We start from the raw sequence: 20,194 nt of genomic DNA, 5'->3' as shown, positions 1-20,194 counted from the left end.
TAAGGATCACAAATAATTTCAATTATTATGGCCAAATATTCAAAAAAAGCCGGAGAAAAAGTCGAAAAAGCGCTTCACGAAGAGAAGCAAGGCAAATTGAAGTCTGGATCGGGTAAAAAAGTAACATCTAAGAAACAGGCAGTAGCCATTGGGCTATCAGAGGCACGCAAGGAAGGCGCCAAGGTGCCAAAGAAAAAAGATTGAAACAGTTGTGCTAATCTGGTTTCAAGATCCGCTCTGATGATTTACCATGCTGAATATCCACCAGGACATGTTTACAGGCGTTTCGAGTACCAGCCCGTTGCGTGGCCTGATCATTCGGCGCACCTTTTAGGTGTTGCTTGTCTAGATTGACTTGCGCTAGAGAATTAATTCAAAATTCTGGGTGCTTCATTGAAGCACTATTGTTTAATGAACATTCACCATAGCAGGCAACGGTAGGGTGATAATAGTATACCAGCTCAGCAGCCTGATCGATAAAAAAGCGTAAAAGTGCTTGCCTTAACTTAACCCTTTTTACGCAGCTATTCACCTACCCTTTTACTGCCACAGTAAATCGCAAAGAAATTTGCCTAATGAATTTGCAGTTAAATCAGTTAACCGATACTAATGCCATATCGGTAAACACTTTTGTTATTCAGAAAACGCTATTTAAGCGCTCTAGATACCCCGGAAGCATGACTAGAATAATACTAGTATGCTTTTTTTTTTGCAGAGCGGGCTGAGTTAGCAATGAACAATGAGGTTTGGACGCCTTCAATTATAGGAGCAACTTCAGGCATAAGACTAAAAACCTAAATCGCTGAAACAAGCTTTAGAACTGTCCTTGGGTAACAGGTTTTCAAATTTATCCGTCACATAACTGGCAGTGGATTTTCGCAGCCCTCGGGTACCGGCGTCCAGCGCAAAGAATTATGGGTAAATGTAATGCGCTCAACGAGTTCGTTAGACGAATAATTTGCGATAAAGACTGATAAGATGGAAGGGAGGTCCCCCTCCAATGCATTGGCTTTTTAAGGAAAGCTTGCCCGAGGCTTGCCTCTGCCGCCATGGTCTGATGGGCCAGCTAAAGGAAAAGGCTTGGGCTGTTTACAATCATGTATACCACTTTTATCCATTATCACTGCCGTAAACACTTTAAGCTGGGGCTGCACCAACATTGACCACAATATTCACTGTTGACGGTTTCTTCAAAAGTACCGCCATGAAAGGCTCCGCACTAGGTTATGGAATTTTATGTGCTCATCTTAACCGATAATATCGGATTTAAAGTCATAATAATCCTTGAAGTTTGCCAGGCAGGCCTGTTGGGCAAAATCGAGTAAGCCCGGTTCCCAATCGCATTTTTTAGCGAAATGCATGAGCTCATCGATTGTTGCTGACCCGTAAGTCCCGCCAGAACGTAGGTGGGCTGAAGCGGTTAGCACTGCCATATCATTGATCACCTGGATCAGATCACGGTAATTATCCTTGATAAGTTTAAATTTTATGGTGTCCTTTACTGGTTGTAACTCTTGAATAACGTAGGCGCGCGCTCTAAACCAGGTGACATCCAGCATCGCCGAGGGTACTTGCTGCATCCTATTCTGAATGGATGTAATACGCATTGCCTCATTCCCCCACTCCCATTGTTTGTGGGTTAAAAAGGGTACGAGCGATGACGGTAAAGCTTCCTTCATATCAAGCAGCAGGTGATCATCCTTGCGGTGTTTGTGAGCGAGTAGAAAGAGGTAGCGGCGCTGCCCTAAACTACCAGTACCAGCCAACCTATATACTACATCGCGAACCTGATAATTATAAGGAGTGTGGTCTGAATGCTTCAAAAATGCTCGAATATGCTGTTGAAGGTCAGCGTATAATTTGGGGCCGATTTTGAAGTGCCGCTCATCACGCAGATCCAGATAAAGCTGTTTTTTGTGCAAAATGGTACGCTTTTTTAATAAAGATTTCGCCGAACTACGACTTGCTTTCTTTAGAAAATCTTTGACTATTCCTTTTGAAGTTCTAGGATCAATCGCTTGTGGTTTTCCAGACCTTAAGGTGGACCGATACTGGCGGATGAATAGTATGGCTAAATTCATGCCTTGATCGGCATCAATCTCCATAACTTGAAAGGCAATTAATATGGAGGTGACTAGCCTGGCTACCTCCCACAAAATGGGGGCTTTTACCGCTTCATCAAAGTCATTGAGATCGAAATAGGTCATTTGATTGTTACCGCGGAAACTGCCGAAATTTTCTAGGTGCAAGTCACCGCAGATCCAGCCGACGGGCGAGGAAAAAATGTTCGATTTCGCAGAAACCTGCTGGTAAAAAAGATGGCAGCTCCCCCGGAAAAACCGATAGGCATTTTCGCACATTGCCTTGTATTTCAAGTGTACGACAGCCTTTTTACGGGCCGAATTGTATTCAAAAATTTTCTTGGTAACCTCTTTCATTCTTTCGGATATTCTTCACTCAACAAAAAAAAAAGGTTAATGTTTATCCACAGCAATGCTGATGTTATTTTTTGATTTACGTTCCTGCTGTTGAGGATCGCTGGTAGGGTTTGGGTTAAAAAATGGGGCAATATCAGGCAACGTGTAAAATTTTGATATTCAGCCTGCGAGTTGGGCAATATTAATATTAAGGCCTTTTTGAAATGCAGGAGCATTGCTTCAATCATTCCACTTGGAAAGGTAAGGTTCTACTCAATTTTCTCGAAACCAATCTCAAAACGGAACTTCGGAAACGGCTATCACCAGTATATTATGTGGCTAATTTTTGCTTAGTGAAGCTCTGATAATCCTTATTTTGTCTGTTATCTTCGGGTCAATTGTAAAATCAGGGGTTATACCGATATTGTCAATTGGATGAGCTGGAAGTCTTTTTGAACGGCCAATTGGTATCACTAAATTAAGATCCTTACAGGGGATATCAAAGAATTGGGTATTATTATAATCTAAAGTCCCGGCAGAATTTTCACCATAAACTTTTACTTTTTTACTTTGCATTGCCATTAGTAAAAAAGATTCCGCTGAGCTCGCAGAATTTCTGTCAACCAGTATTGCCACTTTTGAAGGGTTTGGATAAACACTGTCAAGCTTAGTTTCAAAAAAATCTTTACCTGATGGATTGACAAAAGTGTTCGGATTTTCCTTCATGAGTAATATCAAATGGTTTAGAAAATTCTTAGCTTCCGTGGATATCCCCTCTTCATTTAGGTTTGCTTCCAGTATGCGTATATTCTCCTTTGTGGAAAGGTACTCATCGGGTTTAATTTTTATTGGAGTGGAATAAATGAGAGGCATTAATTCGGCAAACGCGTAATCCGTTCCCCCACTGTTTCCCCTGATATCTAAGATTAAATTTTTGCGCATAAGTATATCTTTCTTATATTTCCTGAGAAGGCTATCAATCGTTTGTTTTTCACTCCACTCAAAAGAAGGCAGCCTGAACGAAACCGTATTACTATCTAGAATATGAATTGAGGTTATCGTTTCAAGGTTTTCAGAGCGATCGAGGGGAATGGCTGGTGTGGCAAACAGGCTGTTCAATCGTTTCGCAACATCAGGGTGATTCTTTCTATATCTCCAATCCAGTTGAATGCGGAGATGGTGGTCCCGAAAATATTCGGTCCAAGTTCGCAGGTGCACATAACAGGAATCCAAGCTTGCAGTTGATTTTGACTTGCTACGTAAAGATCTTGTGAACTGAAGGAACTTCCCTTTGTTCGTAGAATTCACTTTATCGGCAAAACCAGAGTAATTTTTTGTGACACGTTGAACAACATAGTTAAAGTTCGTCAAACAATTACATTCCTGGGCAGAGGATATAATGGGAAAGGCCAGAAGAAATAAGAATTTGAGAAATTTCATTTCGGTTTTTGCTTGGAGTGATGCATTATTAAAAATTAAAAATGTCGATTCTCAAAACCATACAATATAGATAAAAGCGTTCAATATATTATGCCTGGGGTAACTTTTTTCAGCAAGTCGGTGTTCTTTTTAATCCTGAATCCAAGGTGGATTACAGCCTTATGATGTAGAATCAGCATGACAATTGTCAATAAACCTAAATCAAAGGAAACCTGACCACCGATAATTTCGTAGTTGCTTTAAAACCTGTAAAATGACCAACAATTACTGCCTGTTATTCAATCACGACACTTTTAAAAATATAATAGAACCATTTTTAAAAGCGAAGGGTTTAAAAGTTCCTACACTTTCAAATGGAAAAAAGATCGCCATATATATCCGCCGTACCTGCATAGTCAATTTACTTCGAAAAATGATTAATCGAGAAATTACTCCCCATCATGAGATATCCAGTGCATTTGCAAATAAATATCTGGTCGATCTTCACTATAATCCAGCAAAGAAACACTAAATTGTTTTCTTTAAAGCTGAAACCGCACTTTCAAAGGCAAATCGCAAGAAATCCTTAGCTAAGAGATCGATCACAGGAGCGGCGCAACATGAAGTGTATTCCGGGATGATTTAAAAAGATTTATCTAAATAAGCATTCACCCAATGCACCATTAAGCGGGTAAATATACAATGTCCCTTTTGATCTATCCATACCTAAACTTTGCTGCATTGGCTAGCTAACTAAATGGATCAGACAAGCACCTTTCCATTCCTGATTAGTCTTATTTAACAAGCGTCGCGATTTTGCATTTTTCCTTAGCTAAGTAAATGTCAATAAGAGTCTGTTTTGCATGCTTTAGCCGGAAGGCAAATGTTTGGCCCTTATGTGGCTGCGTTTGTTTCCTTCAACTTTGCCCGAAAACATGCATTTTAACTTTCTTGCAGCCCTGAAATTAGTTCATCCGGTAATTGAGGATTGCTCCCCGCCAGGTTAACCTAGCGTGTAACTGTTTTTCTTTTTTTGGGAACGCAGGGGTAATAAATAAGCAATTAAAACTTTTTTCGTCTGATAATGTTTACAGCGTAGCTGAATTTTTGGAAAGATAAAATTCATAGTAACTAACCTTTTAACCGATCATATAAGGGGCTGATACATCAGACCATCCTTAATTGAGCTTTATATTTCAACGAATCAGTATGAATAATTCTCACCCGCAAAGTTGTATCATAGTCGATGACGATCCAACCACTATCGTCGTTTTCGAAAATTACATCGCTCACATCCCAAAGCTTAGATTGGAATCCAGCTTTACCGATCCCCTGAAGGCTATTGATCACATTAAAAAGCTCAAACAAATTGAATTTCTTTTTCTGGACATCAAAATGAAGGTTTCCGGGATTGACATTGCAAAAAAACTCAGAGGACATGTGCGCTATCTGATATTTATCACAGCTTATAAAGAATATGCGCTGGATGCTTTCAAAGTGGGATGCGATCAATACCTGGTTAAGCCCGTTAGTTTTGAAAAGTTCCTCTCTACAGTCAATGAACTCATTAAAAAAAATCGTAAGCAATCCAATATAACCGATTTTACTACTGAAAGTGGCTAAAAAGTATTCGAAAAACTTGTATTTGCAGGTATCCTGGCAAACCCAATAATATGCTAATGAAAGGTTAATCCGGGGTAAAGATTTCCAGGGTTTAGACAAGTGAGCTGTATTTGATAGTGTGTGAATGAGGGAATGAAAAGAAGATTGGCACCGATGAATAATCATGTTTTGACCTGCTTTGCTACAGGCAGCTTTTAAGGATATCCTCTACCGACCACGTGACTACCTTGTTTTAGGGAGATATTCGAGCAGGCATACTACCCTTGCTTAAAGCTGTGTTAGGGGTTATTGTATTGTAGGGTATAAATACTTAATTTGCTTATTTGTATAAACAAGTTCTAAGCATTGATTACATTTGCAATGTAGGAGGTGAGAGCCCTACATCAATGTGTTAGCATATTGAGCGCGTTAATTTAGATAAGCAGTTACAATTCTTTGTAACTGCTTTTTTACACGCCCTATCCTAAGGTTATACGTCGAGAACATAATTGCTTCCAGTTTTAATTCTAGAATGTTTTTGGTACAAGGTCCTGAACTTAATAACGCTGGAAATCTCAAAGCAACTGATACGCGCTGATTGGAACATTTGTTAGCCCAATCGAAAGTAAGATAATTTTACAGCTTTCTGAAGGCCAGATTGATCAGATTCAAGCTTATTTGGGAAGCAACCTTTTAAAAAACGCTTCAAAATCACCCCTTTGATCACCGGTTGGCTTTTGCTTTGGAATAGTTTTATAGAACACTTGGTACTCTCACATACGCTTTGCTGCTGCATAGATTGGGGCGCTTAGAGCCGGAAAGAAAGTCCTACAAATCCACGCTTGTCGGCGGCATGATCAATCCCGTAATTTATCCCCGCATCGACTTTACAGTTCTTGTTGATTTCAAATTGCAATGATGCATTCAGGAAAGCCATTAGTTGGTGGGCTTTTAAATCGTAGGTGTAATAACTTTCTGCAATACCATCGAGATGTTTAATAAGTTCATGGGAAGCGCTGAGGGTCTGTAAAAGCGAGGTATGCAGTTCCCGGCCTTCGGTATCCTTGAGCCGATCCCCTTCTAACTGCATTCCAAGTTTCCAATCTCCGGGAAGTTTTAAGGACATCGGAAGAATCAAGCCGGCCTGGTAACGGTGTTCATCTTCAAGACCAGAGGTAGGAAGGATGAGGTAAGGAAGGATAGCTACTGCAAAATTGCCCTGATCATTGCCAACAATATTCTGTTTTATTCGCAATACCAGGTCGCCAAAGCCATGCCTATATGCGATCGTGCCGGATCCTAGATCCGTAGTTTTGGCAAATGCGAAAGTACCGATAGACAGTTGCATTGCTAAATGGCCACTAAGCCCTATTTTTAGGTTCATCTGATTGATCAGGTAGCTGTTTTTGGTTGAATAATCGCCAAATGCTCGGTCCTCTCTGAAAAGATCGGATTCAAATTGCACATGACCTGCATCGACCGTAATCGGAGATTCGGTTACGTCCGGACGATCGGTTTCCAGCTCTCGCATGAGTGCGCGGGGAACGGGTCGGAATAGGCTGTAATGTTTTTGTTTTATGTTCTGCGCCAGAGCGAATATCGGTGCAGTGAAAAGTAGGATAAAGTAAAGTTTTTTCATAGTCAATGAAATTATTTTAAGAACAGCAAGCCAGGCTGTTAAACATAACCGTACAATCCCGCTAATGTTTGGCAAATTGGCCATGCGCTACCGGTATCCGGCCGCTTTATAAAAAGGCCAGACGCTACCTCAGCTCAACTCAAAACTTCCCTTGAGGTGGACTTAGAGCCTGCAAGATGAGCGCGAGCAATGGATAGAGCTGCTGTATGATGAGAATAATCTTCTTGAGAAAAAATACGAATATGTACGCTTTTTTTTCAAACTCCTATCAGATCTGGCTGAGTGAAACCTGGCAATGAAGCACTTGATTATCTCTGTACTTAATGTATTATTATTTTTATTGATTGGACATGGCATATAATCTTAAGCACGCACTATTCTAAACTCCCTTGAGCATGATTTGTACTGTTGGATAATTGTAGTGAAGGGAGAGAATGAGATTTTTCAAGCTGAATCTGCGGCACGTTTGGTGCATTGAAAGCCAGAGGACCAAGGCGGGAAGGGAAGTCTGTTTTACCATCGCAACCATATCCGGCCGGCTTTAAATCAGTAGCAATGAAAAAAAGATTTTGCTTGTTAGGCTAGAAAATGAGGAATCCACAAGGCATCGGCAGGTGCGTTCCAAACGGTAGAAACTTAGTCAGAAATGGATCTTTTCGTGCTATGCAGATTTAACCCCTCGCAAGGCTGAATTAGTTGTGAGCAGCAGTTTTTTATATTGAAAAATGTTATAATATGATACGTAAATGAAAATAACATGTTTATATCCGGTAATGTATAATACTACAAGGTCCTGTAAAGCACCAAAGTATTTTAAGCTTTGTAAACCGGAAACAAAATGATAAATACATCATAATCTTGCAAAAAACGAAAACTTCTTGGCCTGGAAAGGGTTGTTTTGTAAATCAATCCTTATGAACGTTGGCATTATTGCACACCTTAAACATCCCATTCGAAAGCCTTTCATGGGCGGTTTGGAGGCATTTACTTATGAAATCACACGACGGTTAATCAGCAAGGGACATACTGTTACCTTGTATGCTAGCGAGTATTCCGATCCTGAATTAAATGTTCATGTTATTTTGTCTGATCTGGATTATGACCGCGAAACTTTTAGCAGGTTCCGCTCCCATGAACTCAGCGAAGACTTTATTTCTACGCACCACGCCTACCTTGAACTGATGCAGGACATTGATGGAGCATCACATGATGTCATTTTTAATAATAGCCTAAACTATGTACCGGTGACAATGGCAACATTAGTTAAAACCCCAATGGTTACGGTGCTTCACACACCACCAATCTTTGAAATGAAGCGGGCGATGGCTCATGAACGCAAGAGCGGTAAAATAAAATATGTTAGCGTATCTAATTCTAATGCAATCGCCTGGCAGCCTTACCTAAATTCCTGCGAAGTAGTTACAAATGGCGTGGATATGCAAAGTTGGAAATTTTACGCTGAACCGGGCGGGGATTACCTCATATGGTTTGGGAGGATCCATCCTGATAAAGGAACCCACATCGCCATACAGGCTGCTAAGCTGGCTGGCTTTAGCATAAAAGTTGCAGGTAGCATCGCTGATCAGCACTATTATCAAACTTACGTAGCGCCACTGGTCGATGAACAGGTTGAACTCTTGGGCAATTGCAGCCACGAAGAACTGAATGAATGGATTGGCAATGCGTTGTGTTCAATCATAACCCCCTGCTGGGAAGAACCATTTGGCCTTGTCGTAGCAGAAAGCCTTGCTTGTGGAACACCGGTAGCGGGCATTTCCAAGGGAGCGCTGCCTTACCTGTTAGACGCTCGGACCGGATGTTTAACCAGTAGCTCAGATCCGGCGCAACTTGCCAATTGTATCCTGAGCGCTGTCAGGCTTAGCCGTTTTGCATGCCGCTTACATGCAGAAGAAGTGCTTGACATCGAGCGGATGGCAACATCATACGAACGGATATTACTCGAAACAATAGCACTCGGCGGAAATGCGGCCTAAACCACATATATGCTTTTACGTGCATCATCATGGCGCAGGACACATCATGCGCACACTGGTAATTGCGCGCCATTTGCAGGAATGCGAGGTTACCTTATTGGGCAGCGGACTATCTTCCTATAGTGGACTGATACCCCAAGATTATGGTCAAGTTCATTTACCCTTGGATGTCCCTTCGAAGCGAGATGCTTATTACCAACCAGTTACTCCTCGTGGGCTGCACTATGCGCCGATGAATATAAGTGGTCAGCGGCGCCGCGTGAACATGATGACAAATTTTTTTTCGGAAAGTCATCCTATTTTGCTGGTGGTGGATGTATCGGTGGAGGTGGCCATGCTTGCTACCCTATGCGGCATACCCCACATTGTTATTAAGCAACATGGAATCCGTACTGATCAAGCGCATCTTAACGCCTACTGTAATGCCGTGGGGTTGATTGCACCCTACCCTGAGAAAATGAAAGATGCTGATCCGAAATGGGTAATTGCTAAAACCTTTTTTGCCGGTGGGATTTCCCGGTTTGGCGCAGCAGCACCAGCATCTACAGTTGACCAAAATCAAATTGCTGTGCTTATTGGAAATGGTGGCTCGAGTCTCTCGGCAGCTGTAGTCACAAGTATGGCCAGCGCTTGTCCCGGAATGCATTTTCATGTTATCGGCAGCGTTCTGGGTGAAGAGAATTTTTCCAACATTACTTATCATGGACAACTCGACAACCCTGCAGCTATAATAAATAGATGTGGCCTCGTTGTAGGTAATGCGGGGAATAATACTGTCATGGAAATCGCCGCGCTAAACAAACCTTTCATCGTTGTACCCGAGATTCGTCCATTTCAGGAGCAGTTGGTAAAGGCGCGCATGTTAGAACAACAGGGGTTGGCTTTAATCCTTTATCCAGAAGAATTGTTAGCTGCCGATTGGGCGGCCTGTTTTTCATTGGCATTTGATCTGAAACCAGATTGGTCAGGCGTAGTGGATAAAGAAGCACCTGCCAACGCAGCAGCATATATACTTGAGCGCTACAGAAAGCACTTCTGTAGCTTAGGTATCTTTTAGCAAGGCCGCAAATTCTTCAACAACAGGCATCCTGAGCATTTCGAGTTCATCTTTGGTGAAACGTAGGTAACCCATTGCAGAAAATTTTTTCAGCCAGCCTTCCATGGGCCATTCGCCCCATTTGGTTTTAAAGTGCTTGGCGTTTTTAACAATTGGCTGTAGATGATTTATGGGGGGATCGTAACTGGGATGGTATTGATGATAAGCAAAGGCATTGATAGTAATCATCTCTACGCCTAGCCTTCGTGCTGAAAAGCCAAAATCAGTATCCTCCGCCCCATAACCTTCAAAATCTTCGTCAAAGCCCCCTATTTTATCGTAAATGTCACGACTACAACCGAAATTAAGAGACCAAAACAGATGATATGGATAATGTAAGAAATCCTTACGTACAGGGTCAGGAATGCTGAGCTGGTGGAGTCGACTGAATAAATCTGTGCGTGTCATGGCTGACTTTGGGAGGTAAGCGACCCTTCCTGAAAGGAGTGCATCATGACTACCCAAAGCCCTCGAGAATTTTTCAACAAATGATTTGGAAGGAATACAGTCAGCATCCAAGAAGATAAGTTGCTCATGAATGGCTTCCCGTGCAGCAAAGTTCCTGGCTTGAGCCAAGGGTAAGGGCTGTTTGGTATGTATACATAATTCCCGCACAAAAAAAGGATATTCACCTAGATCATAACTTGGCTCATTCATATGAACAATGATAAATTCATCGGGTAACACCGTGCCCCGACAGAGTCCGGATAGCATGTTAAGTATAGCAGATTTACGGTTATAAACAATCGTCAGCAAAGATATCTTCATAGGATAACAACCCTAAGCGCACTTAAAAGTTCTTTGATACCTTTAAAATTAATCTGCCTCCTTCCTTTTAGTATATACTTACCCAAGTGGTTTTCACAGGCAATCCGTTTCTAAAAGATCTTAACTTCATCGCTAACCATGTTCACATTCTGCAAATCTTTTCTAACCCTATCAACGCACAAGAAGACTACGCCTCTTTTGTTTTTAAGCTGTGTATGGCTGAATATTGCCTATTAAGCAACTTTAGTTTGTTCAATACATCGCCTGTTATTTCGAAAGTTTCTGACCTTAGTTAATCACAGTCCATTCCCTGTAATTTAGCGATGATAGGCGCGTCTATCTTTAACCTTGCTTCCAGCATAGCCTCCCTTTCTGAAAAGCCCTTCGGGGGCAGTTTATCTTTAGCCTTCACGGTAATTTCCAAGCTTAGTACACCTGGAATTTTCAAGACATGGGTGCTTATCCGGTTAAAGCGTTTTATGGTAAAAGATTTAAGACTCAAAGTCCGCTCTGCAAAGAATACCTATCGTTCTAAAGTTTTAATGCCAAAATTTGTATGCCTCACTTCAGTCTACCACGAGTGTTTAAAATTAAAGCTATAACAGTTTTATTTCATCCTATCCTAGGCCGAATCTTTGCTTTACAAATGATGCTTTTCAATAAGGTTCCAAGGCACAATTTCATCACGTCAATGATAGCTAAATCGCTCGCAAAAACTTATGCTGTGTTTCGCAACATTTGTCTTGCAATGAGTTTCTGAATCAGCTTATCTACCTTAATCCGATAATCCTCTCCGAGCCATTTGAGGTAATCCGTAGTTACACTTAATAAACACTTCCCATATTGTTTAATACGATAATCAATTTCTTTATCCAGCGTTTTCCTCAACGCCAACGCTCGTGACAATTCTCCATCACAATTATTGATGCACATCAATGCATGCTGGCGAATGGAATCCCTGATTACTGTCCTAGGTTTTTGATGGGTGTCGATGGCAAGCTGGTAGGCGGTAACCACATCAAACGAGATTTCACGGGTATTTGAAAAGTCATTGCGCATTTCAGCAGGGATAAAGTGAATTTGCTGGATACTGCTTTGAAGGTTTTCATAGTAAATTTCAGGATGCGCGAATAGATGGTTCCAGTCTACCTTACTGTCCCAGTCACCAAATCTATCGATGTTGTTTCCCAAATCGATTATGGTAAATGTTTTTTTGCCTCTCGATATCCTCGAGCCACGACCGATCATTTGGTGATAGAGCGTCAAGGATGTCGTGGCCCTGTTGAGGATTACGCACCGAATGGATGGCTCGTCAAATCCGGTTGTCAGGATGGATACCGAAGTAAGAATAGCCCCGGTTGTTTTCTTAAACCATTTAAGGATTTCTTCCCTTTCGGACGACGAGGTCGTATTGTCAAGGTGGCGCACTGGTAAACCGGCGTCTTTAAATTTGTCCTCAACTCTTTTTGAAGCAAATACCCCATTATTGAAAATCACAGTTTTTTTCTTAACTGAATGTGATTGATAGGCATGGAGCAGCAAATCTAGCATTACCGCTGAGCCGTATAGGGTGTCGGAGGAATTAACTGTAAAATCTCCGGTTAATCCGGTTAATAATGAATTGAGTTCCACATCATAACGGTGTATCTTGGGTTTTGCCAGAAAGCCCTGTTCGATAAGCGATGATATTTGTTCCCCCAGGATCAGTTCATCATAAAACCTGTTCATTGGCAGATTTATATCTGAAGACAAAGGTGTAGCGGTTACGCCTATTATGGCTGCGTTCTCAAATTTACCTAGCAACTTATGGAAGGAGTTATGATGTGCCTCGTCGACGATAACCAATCCAACATCTTTGGTATTAATTAGCCCATCTTTAATCCTGCGTTTCAGGGTTTCCACCATAGCCACATAACATTCAAATTTATCACGATTTGAGATTGCTTTAACTTTTGAATCCACGACCTTGTTGATAACCCCACTATTTTTCAATGTGGTCGTTGTTTGCTTGCACAGCTCGATTCTGTGCGTGAGTACAATAACCTTGGTACCGAAGTCGGTTAAGAATCTCTTGGCAATTTCAGAAAATATGACCGTTTTGCCTCCTCCTGTTGGCAGTTGATATAATATTCTCGCCTTTCCGGAAGAATGCTCGGCGAGTTTTTGAAACAGAATCTGAAGATCATGTTTCTGATATTCGTGAAGTTTTTTTTTATTCGCTGGTACGAGCTGGGAATGTGAGTGGATATCCATAATTTGATAACTCAACTTGCTTGTAAAAGGTTTTATTGATATTTGATTTTAAGAAAATTAAATCACTATTTACAACGATGTTCTTTAGAGCGATTGCTTTGATAAGATCGCCAATATGTGTTCGCTCGTCTTGCTGATAGTTTCGCGTTTTTGACTACCCAACTATCAGTACATGAAGCAAGGATTTTTTTTATATATTAATTGTTTTGCTATTTTTGATTCAATCAAACTCTCTTATGCAACCCATTTCAAGCCAACAAGACTACAAAAACGCTTTAATCAGAATTCAAATTTTGCTGGACAAGGGAAGTCAGGGTGTGAGTTGTGAGGAAATCCACGAAATTACCTGCCTGCGCCGCATAGCTTCTGATTACGAAAAACAACACTCTGACCCCACGCTTCGGCTGGACAAAATTCTTGATTCGCTATAGCTCAGTATCGAACAATTCTGTCAATCGCACATCGAATCTTCAGATAACACTTTTCAAGTTACCTTACTAGAAGGTGCATAGTTCGATTATATGAAAGGTCTGGGGGCAATTGAAATTGCTCAAAAGTTGTGTGGTCAATACTGAAGCGTATCCAGCGAGGATGATTTGGACTGAGTTTCTGCTGACCCTTGAACTAAGGTACAATGCCAGATGAATAAAATGAACAGCAATAGCATCTTAAAAGTTGTTATTTTAGCATAGAGCTAACCAGCTGAAGATTAGCTCTATATAAGTAGTTAAAAAATACGATATTATGAAACCGATCATTAAATCTGGTATTATCAGATTTTGCGCATTAACTGGTATTGGGTTCATCATTATAGCTATGACTTTAATTGAGCTTAATGCAGTCTATGAATTGTTGCTTGTCATCGTTGGTGATTAAGGCAAAATCACAACACAATAATAGTTTCTCGTTACGCTCTTGCAGCCGAAATCAGCATAGCCAAAAGCTGCATCGCCTGCAAATTAAAAAAGGAATAATATTATCAACGAACCGCGATGTGGGCATTGGGATGATTGCGGATGATAACCAGCATCGCATAAAATTCATGATGGGCAAACCGTTAAATAGCCTCAAACCAGGTCAGACCATCTTTTTTGAAATCCAAAATCGATAACAGGCTGATGGCTACAAATATACTGCCTTTCGAATTGCCCCTGAACCAGGAGCAGCTACGGGCTGGTAATCGATAACGTCAGTAACGTTTGCCATGAGCGAAATCCCACAGCATGGTTGCCACCACTGGTGATAAAGTAGATTCTCCTTCGGCCATTAATCCATACAGGCGCAACAGCGTGACTTTACTGATATAATTTCCATTATGTTTGAAAATTAGTATGGAGATTTCCCCGCAGGCGCGGTCATCAATTGCAGTTAAGCCAGCCCGGATGAGAATCATCTCCTTAAGCTTTTCAATTTCGTGAGCAGGAATCATAGTAAAGCGTTATTTAGCTTTAAATTACGAAATTTTAACGGGCCCAACAAAAAAACAGTTCTCCTCAAAGTTGTAGTTTGTTAAGCTAAAACATCAAATACATAGGCTAAGGCTTGTTTCTAGCAGCGTGCTATTATCCCTTCAACCAGATCAAACAGCATTTTATATGGACAAAGATTTATACATTCGCCAGATAGGCTTCAGATCGAATTATCGATTAATATATAATTTGCTGTTTTGCCGTTTAGTCGGTCATCCCTGCAGGAGCCATAGCGCGGATATGCCGTTTTTATCGGGCCAGGACATAAACGTTTATTTTTTGAACTCATATTAACTCACAGCCGGGTGCTATAAAATATTGATTGCCTTCAAGTTGGGAATGCATATCAAAAGGCTATAATGATCAAACCATGGATTGCGTAAAAAGCTATTAACAAACACCAAATGACAACTACACGAAATAACCTATATAATCGTCAATACATTTTTTGGACTCCCCAGTTCTAAAAATCAATTAGTATCGATAAGTACTCTGGCCTGCTCTGGGTAAATTTGATAAGCCTTTGGCTGATATTGATTACGAAAGGTGAGCCATAATTTAGCTAGCAATACACATCGCAATGAATAAAAAGAACCGCAAAAACATGCAGGTAAAACATTATCTTTAATATCTTATGGATTTGATTTTATCAACTACGTTAGTTTTGCTCGAATTCTTCCTCGCCATTGAGGGGAATCAGCCCGTCTCCACCGGCCGACTGCCAGCTACGGCGCGAAGTACGTCTCTTTATCAACAAAGTAAAAAGTATGCGGTGAGCGCGCCAACCATAGCATACCAATATGCCATGAAGGGATTTCAACAGGCAAAAAGAACACGTGATGTATACGGTGAGGCTATGTATCTGGAACAGATTGCCCAACTTAATGATAGCAATCACCAACTGATCCAGGCAATTTCCTTTGAGCAGGAGGTTATAGTTCTATTAAAGCAGCTCCCGGACCATCGGCGGGAATTGGGCGAAGCCTACTTGGCTATGGCTCGCTATACGCATAAAGACAATCAAAATCAAAAATCGCAAGAGTTTGTGCAAAAGGCCCTGAAGTTATTTACACTTCGAAAGGATGAGGCCGGAAAGCTCAGTGTATATTTACTGCTAGGAAATTTTGCTGAACAGGATGGAAACCAGGATAAGGCACTGGCATTTTACCTGAAGGCACATAAACTGGCCAAGCCATCAACAAATAATTCCAATTATCTGGCGCTGCTTGAACAGCTGGGCAACATCTACACCAAGATGGATAGTGATTCCAAAGCGCTAGAATCCTATCAGGAAGGAATCCGGTTAAGCGGAAGCAGTGAACATTATGCCAGACATCATATTGTCTTTTTACGAAAAACAGGTAACCTACACCATAAACTTGGTGAAGAACAACAGTCATTGGCCTATCATAAACGAGCGCTGGAAAAAGCCCAGCAAATAAAAAACCCTGAAGAGCAGGCTCGTTCGTTGATGGAACTTTCGAGAGTGCTTAAAGAAAAAAATGCTGACCAAAGTATCAACCATCTTAACAGAGCACTTTCCATTGCCAGGGGAATAAACAATCAAAAACTTGCTGCAGAGATCTACCATTCCCTTAGCGACATTTACCGTCAGCAGAGGCGTTTTAGCGAAGCGTTAATTAACCTAGAGGCTCATCATGTCTTGTTGGATAGTCTGATTTTGATCAACAAAATCCATGAGAGTGACATCGTCAGAAGTAATTTTGAACTGCAAAACTTCAAGATGGATATCCAACGCCTGGAACTTAGTAACCGGCAACGCACATTCGAACGCAATACAGGAATTGTCATCATCATTCTCATCTTAGCTTTACTTATTTTTATTACCTACCATTTTTGGCTTAACCGAAAACTGAGCCGCCGTTTACACATTTCCAATCGCATCAAAGATAAATTGTTTTCTATCATTGGCCATGACCTGCGAAACCCCATTGGGGGTATCACGACAATGCTGGCTTTAATGGAGCATTATAAGCTCGATGAAAAGACCTTAAAAAAGGTTTCCGCTATGAAGCGGCAGAGTGAAATCGCGCTCGACATCCTCTCATCACTTTTGACATGGGGCCAGGTACAGTTGCAAGGCGCCAAAGTGACAAAGACGAACTTTGACCCTCGGCCGATTATACAAAGAAACGTTGATCTGCTGAATGGCCAAGCTGCGGAAAAAGACGTTGCGATATTACAGGAACTCAGCTACGTCCATAACCTACAAGCGGACAGGCATCATTTTGATTTTATTATACGCAACCTGCTTAGCAACGCAATCAAATTTAGCCACGAGGGGGGAAAAATTATAATATCCTTAGCCAATCAAGCAGGATTATCTGGAGTGACAATCAGCGTAAAAGATCACGGAATCGGAATGAGCGAAAAACAGCTTAAAAGCTTTACCGATGGAAATCTTGAGAGTAGCTTTGGTACCAAGGGGGAAAAAGGCACTGGTATAGGGCTTGCATTATCTATAGAGTATGTGAAGGCTAATGGCGGAAAACTTTCAGTAACTAGTATTGAGGATTATGGCACAACATTTTCGTTTAATTTACCCGGAACTTGAACCAGGACTAAAGACATCGAAACACCATTAGGCCAGCATTATCATGCCGCTATCCCAAAAAACTAACCTAGGTATTGCATAAATAGCATCATCAAAGGCCCTTTGGTGTTATCTAGAGGAGCGCATCCAGTAGCAGGCCCCTATCGCACTGGGTATTCACGAATGGCCCCCTCTTATCCCCTGTTCTTTTTTACTGTGGCAGTGTATTACTGAAAATAGCCAAGTGTTAAATGGTTTAGTTAAGCTTCGTTGTTAAGCAATATCATCACCTTCTCAAGAATATGCCGGCTGGTGAAGGGCTTATCTATATAGTCATCTGCGAATAATGGGCTGCTGGAAGTTTGCTGGTGAAAATTGTAGACGCGGGACATCAATATGATGGGTATATGCCTCAAATTTGTATCAGCTTTAAGCATTTGGGAAATTCTCCCCCCGTTATCCTCTTTAAGTATAACATCGATCAAGATGATGTCTGGCTTAAAGCTTAGTAAACGCTGATAGAGGCCATAAGCATCAGTTGCGGACTGGACATGGAAATTTTCGGATTCAAACAGGCTGGTTAAGGCGGTGAGAATATCAGGATCATCATCTAAAATGAAAATCCTAAGCTTAGGTGAAATCTGAGGGTGCATTTATTTGGGAGCGTTAGGTATGCAAGTCATCAAATACCATTACCCATACAGCATATAAAAACTCGGGATGCTAAAAAGGCGGTATTTAGAATTACTAAAACCCCAAACATACAAAAATTCGGGAAGTTAAAATATGACCTTGCCAAGCCCTCGCCCATCAAATGCTTAAAAATTACTTAGTGGGATTCCTTGATAATTCATAAAATACCCCCTCAACTGCTTTTTAAGCATATTTATGATAGCACATTCTTCGAAAGCCGATTAGCCCGGAAGCCCAAACAAACCTTACTCTAATAAGGAATACCTTTTCATTTCCGAAGCCTAATCAACATCGATGGAGGCAAAAGTGCAACAATTACTAAGGAGAGGGCTATGGTGGTGATTTTAAAACAAAAAGCCCCCGAATTATCGGAGGCTTTTTGTTTTACGTTATATTGTTTCTAGTATAATGTAAATTCTACACGACGGTTTTCCTGGCGACCAGCTGCTGTTTTATTTGTAGCAATTGGTTGGTCAGGTCCGTAACCTGTAGCTTCAATTCTAGATGCATTAGCGCCTTGAGATACTAAATAAGCTTTAACAGATTCAGCTCTGTCTTTCGATAGACGTAAGTTTAATTCTCTTCCGCCAGTATTATCAGTATGTCCTGCTAATTTTAAGCTAAAGTTTTTCTCTACCAATAAGTTAGCAACTTTATTTAAAGTGGCGTAAGATTTAGAACGGATAGTTGATTTACCTAAATCGAATTCAAGGTTAGAAATGGCATCTCTAACAACTTTACGATCAGCTTCTGTTACAACAACTTTAGTTTCTTTAACAACTTCACGCTGAACTTTGATTGGGCAACCAGAACCATCTACAACAGTACCAGAAGCAGTTCCAGGACATTTATCGAATTTATTGGCTACACCGTCATTATCGTCGTCGCCTAAATCTTTAGCATACTGCGCTCTGTCTCTCGCGGCATTTTCTTCAGCAGTAGATAAAGCTCTTCTTAATTCAGCACTTTCTTCAGCACTTTCTTTACGAAGGTTAGCTAAAGAACTGTAGTTTTGCAACTGTGGTTTTTCTTTGCTTCCCAAGGCAAACTCTAAACCTGCGTGAGCATAGGCAAACCTGCTTTTTGGAAGTGATTCAGGAGATTTGATGAAGTTAACGTCATAACCTAAATCGATATTAATTCCTTTAGCTACACCTAATTTTACACCAGCACCAACCGGAATAAACCAGCCTTCTCTCCCATTACTCTCCGTTACAGTAGTTCCTGTAGCAGCGCTGTAGTCAGATGACATGTAACCAGCACCACCTTTAATGTACGGGATTAAAACACCGTTTTCATTATTGATGTTAATGTTTGCCACATTAAAAACAGCGGTTAATGCACCAGACCATTGTACACTTTGCGTAAAATCTGTTGTTCCGGTTGTAGATTTAATGTCGCCTCTTAAGAAATCAGCTTGCAAACCTAAAGATGGTAAGATCTGTTTTCTGATGTTTGCACCGTAACCAATACTTTTAAACTCTTTAGCTCTTACGCTTCCAGAACCAAAAATAGTGTTGGGAGATAAAATACCTCCATGAACACCGACAGTCCATGTACGGAAAGATTTTTCGCCAAATCTGGTACCCGAAGTACCTGAAGAAGCGGGAGTTGTATCTTGTGCAAATAATTGGGATGATAAGCCTAATAATGCAACCAACATTGTTGATTTAGTAATTCTCGAATTCATGTTTTTCTTTAATTTATAATTATATCTCTAAACAGCTTTTCTCCTATACTGTTTGCGGCATTTAAGAAAAAATCTTGCCAAAATATGCCCTTGAGTATTGAAATAGGCCTTGCAGCTGGGATATATTGTTGTATTCATCTTTAATCAACTGACTCGGGATGTACTTGCCATACAAAATAATGTATACTTTTTACTACACTATTGGATTGGCGCTCTAGGCAAGTCTAAAGCGAAAAGGTTTTCGAAATGATAATTTCTACAGCGCTACAAGTTAATGTTCAGCGGGTATAAGATGCCATCCCCATTTTTCAGCTATCTCGTTAGCATCTTATGCGACATCGCCTGATGCACCTTCGAAATAGATGAGCATATTTTATTCTGCGACAGTGTCTATTGGGTGAGTTGAATTGATTTAAGAGGTATTAAGAATGATTTTTGTAAATTTTTGACCAAAATGCTGTCGCTATTAGCTTGATTCCAGCTATTTGCAATTACTCTTTCCAGGAATTGGTAAGATTAAAGCTGGCTAGGCAGACATAAAAATTAAAAGCAGGCATGTCTGCACATGCCTGCTTAACCTAGCGTCGGACAAAACGGTCT

13 protein-coding genes are annotated in these 20,194 nt (G+C 40.9%); 5 read left to right on the top strand and 8 right to left on the bottom strand.

The features are described from left to right. Positions 1-27: 27 nt before the first annotated feature. Entirely contained in the window at positions 28-204 is a 177-nt protein-coding gene (locus R2R71_RS12780; protein WP_316831659.1) for a DUF6496 domain-containing protein, read from the top strand. Positions 205-1,247: 1,043 nt separating this feature from the next. On the opposite strand, the gene R2R71_RS12775 is transcribed toward R2R71_RS12780, so the two are convergent. Together R2R71_RS12775 and R2R71_RS12770 are read right to left on the bottom strand one after the other, a co-directional pair. Next, positions 1,248-2,438, bottom strand: a complete 1,191-nt coding sequence (locus tag R2R71_RS12775) for a DUF2252 family protein (protein WP_316831658.1) — start codon at positions 2,436-2,438, stop codon at positions 1,248-1,250. 318 nt (positions 2,439-2,756) lie between these two features. Next, entirely contained in the window at positions 2,757-3,857 is a 1,101-nt protein-coding gene (locus tag R2R71_RS12770) for a S41 family peptidase (RefSeq protein ID WP_316831657.1), read from the bottom strand. A gap of 1,188 nt (positions 3,858-5,045) precedes the next feature. Between R2R71_RS12770 and R2R71_RS12765 the strand changes: the two genes are divergently transcribed. Further along, on the top strand, positions 5,046-5,459 hold the full coding sequence (locus R2R71_RS12765; protein ID WP_316831656.1) for a LytR/AlgR family response regulator transcription factor: 414 nt from the start codon (positions 5,046-5,048) through the stop codon (positions 5,457-5,459). A gap of 787 nt (positions 5,460-6,246) precedes the next feature. Here the strand turns inward: R2R71_RS12765 and R2R71_RS12760 are convergent. Next, complete coding sequence (locus R2R71_RS12760) at positions 6,247-7,077, bottom strand: transporter (RefSeq protein ID WP_316831655.1); 831 nt, start codon at positions 7,075-7,077, stop codon at positions 6,247-6,249. A 914-nt stretch (positions 7,078-7,991) separates the two neighbouring features. Between R2R71_RS12760 and R2R71_RS12755 the strand changes: the two genes are divergently transcribed. Together R2R71_RS12755 and R2R71_RS12750 are read left to right on the top strand one after the other, a co-directional pair. After that, positions 7,992-9,071: a glycosyltransferase gene (locus tag R2R71_RS12755; protein WP_316831654.1), complete on the top strand. Its 1,080-nt coding sequence runs from the start codon at positions 7,992-7,994 to the stop codon at positions 9,069-9,071. Between the two features lie 46 nt (positions 9,072-9,117). Beyond that, on the top strand, positions 9,118-10,128 hold the full coding sequence (locus R2R71_RS12750; RefSeq protein WP_316831653.1) for a glycosyltransferase: 1,011 nt from the start codon (positions 9,118-9,120) through the stop codon (positions 10,126-10,128). Here R2R71_RS12750 and R2R71_RS12745 read toward each other — a convergent pair. The 3 genes from R2R71_RS12745 to R2R71_RS12735 form a co-directional block, all read right to left on the bottom strand. Next, on the bottom strand, positions 10,114-10,935 hold the full coding sequence (locus tag R2R71_RS12745) for a glycosyltransferase family 2 protein (RefSeq protein WP_316831652.1): 822 nt from the start codon (positions 10,933-10,935) through the stop codon (positions 10,114-10,116). The two genes, R2R71_RS12750 and R2R71_RS12745, sit on opposite strands and share 15 nt — an antisense overlap. Before the next feature lie 717 nt (positions 10,936-11,652). Next, positions 11,653-13,188 carry a DEAD/DEAH box helicase gene (locus tag R2R71_RS12740; protein WP_316831651.1) on the bottom strand — a complete coding sequence of 512 codons (1,536 nt, stop codon included), beginning with the start codon at positions 13,186-13,188 and terminating at the stop codon, positions 11,653-11,655. Positions 13,189-14,377: 1,189 nt separating this feature from the next. Further along, on the bottom strand, positions 14,378-14,617 hold the full coding sequence (locus R2R71_RS12735; RefSeq protein WP_316831650.1) for a hypothetical protein: 240 nt from the start codon (positions 14,615-14,617) through the stop codon (positions 14,378-14,380). 674 nt (positions 14,618-15,291) lie between these two features. On the opposite strand from R2R71_RS12735, the gene R2R71_RS12730 reads away from it, so the two are divergent. After that, a complete protein-coding gene (locus tag R2R71_RS12730) occupies positions 15,292-17,232 on the top strand; it encodes an ATP-binding protein (RefSeq protein ID WP_316831649.1) in 1,941 nt (646 codons plus the stop codon). A 239-nt stretch (positions 17,233-17,471) separates the two neighbouring features. On the opposite strand, the gene R2R71_RS12725 is transcribed toward R2R71_RS12730, so the two are convergent. Together R2R71_RS12725 and R2R71_RS12720 are read right to left on the bottom strand one after the other, a co-directional pair. After that, positions 17,472-17,864: a PleD family two-component system response regulator gene (locus R2R71_RS12725; protein WP_316831648.1), complete on the bottom strand. Its 393-nt coding sequence runs from the start codon at positions 17,862-17,864 to the stop codon at positions 17,472-17,474. A gap of 440 nt (positions 17,865-18,304) precedes the next feature. Further along, the gene (locus R2R71_RS12720; RefSeq protein WP_316829402.1) at positions 18,305-19,594 is read right to left on the bottom strand and encodes an OmpA family protein; all 1,290 of its coding nucleotides are present in this window, start codon (positions 19,592-19,594) and stop codon (positions 18,305-18,307) included. Between the last annotated feature and the right edge of the window lie 600 nt (positions 19,595-20,194).

The sequence above is a fragment of the Pedobacter aquatilis genome, assembly GCF_032678405.1.
GTDB classification, from domain to species: Bacteria; Bacteroidota; Bacteroidia; order Sphingobacteriales; family Sphingobacteriaceae; genus Pedobacter; species Pedobacter aquatilis_A.
This window is presented reverse-complemented; position numbering and strand designations above follow the sequence as displayed.

Coding starts and splice junctions, on each gene's coding strand:
- R2R71_RS12780 (WP_316831659.1), top strand. CDS start 28: ATGGCCAAATATTCAAAAAAAGCCGGAGAAAAAGTCGAAAAAGCGCTT.
- R2R71_RS12775 (WP_316831658.1), bottom strand. CDS start 2,438: ATGAAAGAGGTTACCAAGAAAATTTTTGAATACAATTCGGCCCGTAAA.
- R2R71_RS12770 (WP_316831657.1), bottom strand. CDS start 3,857: ATGAAATTTCTCAAATTCTTATTTCTTCTGGCCTTTCCCATTATATCC.
- R2R71_RS12765 (WP_316831656.1), top strand. CDS start 5,046: ATGAATAATTCTCACCCGCAAAGTTGTATCATAGTCGATGACGATCCA.
- R2R71_RS12760 (WP_316831655.1), bottom strand. CDS start 7,077: ATGAAAAAACTTTACTTTATCCTACTTTTCACTGCACCGATATTCGCT.
- R2R71_RS12755 (WP_316831654.1), top strand. CDS start 7,992: ATGAACGTTGGCATTATTGCACACCTTAAACATCCCATTCGAAAGCCT.
- R2R71_RS12750 (WP_316831653.1), top strand. CDS start 9,118: ATGCGCACACTGGTAATTGCGCGCCATTTGCAGGAATGCGAGGTTACC.
- R2R71_RS12745 (WP_316831652.1), bottom strand. CDS start 10,935: ATGAAGATATCTTTGCTGACGATTGTTTATAACCGTAAATCTGCTATA.
- R2R71_RS12740 (WP_316831651.1), bottom strand. CDS start 13,188: ATGGATATCCACTCACATTCCCAGCTCGTACCAGCGAATAAAAAAAAA.
- R2R71_RS12735 (WP_316831650.1), bottom strand. CDS start 14,617: ATGATTCCTGCTCACGAAATTGAAAAGCTTAAGGAGATGATTCTCATC.
- R2R71_RS12730 (WP_316831649.1), top strand. CDS start 15,292: ATGGATTTGATTTTATCAACTACGTTAGTTTTGCTCGAATTCTTCCTC.
- R2R71_RS12725 (WP_316831648.1), bottom strand. CDS start 17,864: ATGCACCCTCAGATTTCACCTAAGCTTAGGATTTTCATTTTAGATGAT.
- R2R71_RS12720 (WP_316829402.1), bottom strand. CDS start 19,594: ATGAATTCGAGAATTACTAAATCAACAATGTTGGTTGCATTATTAGGC.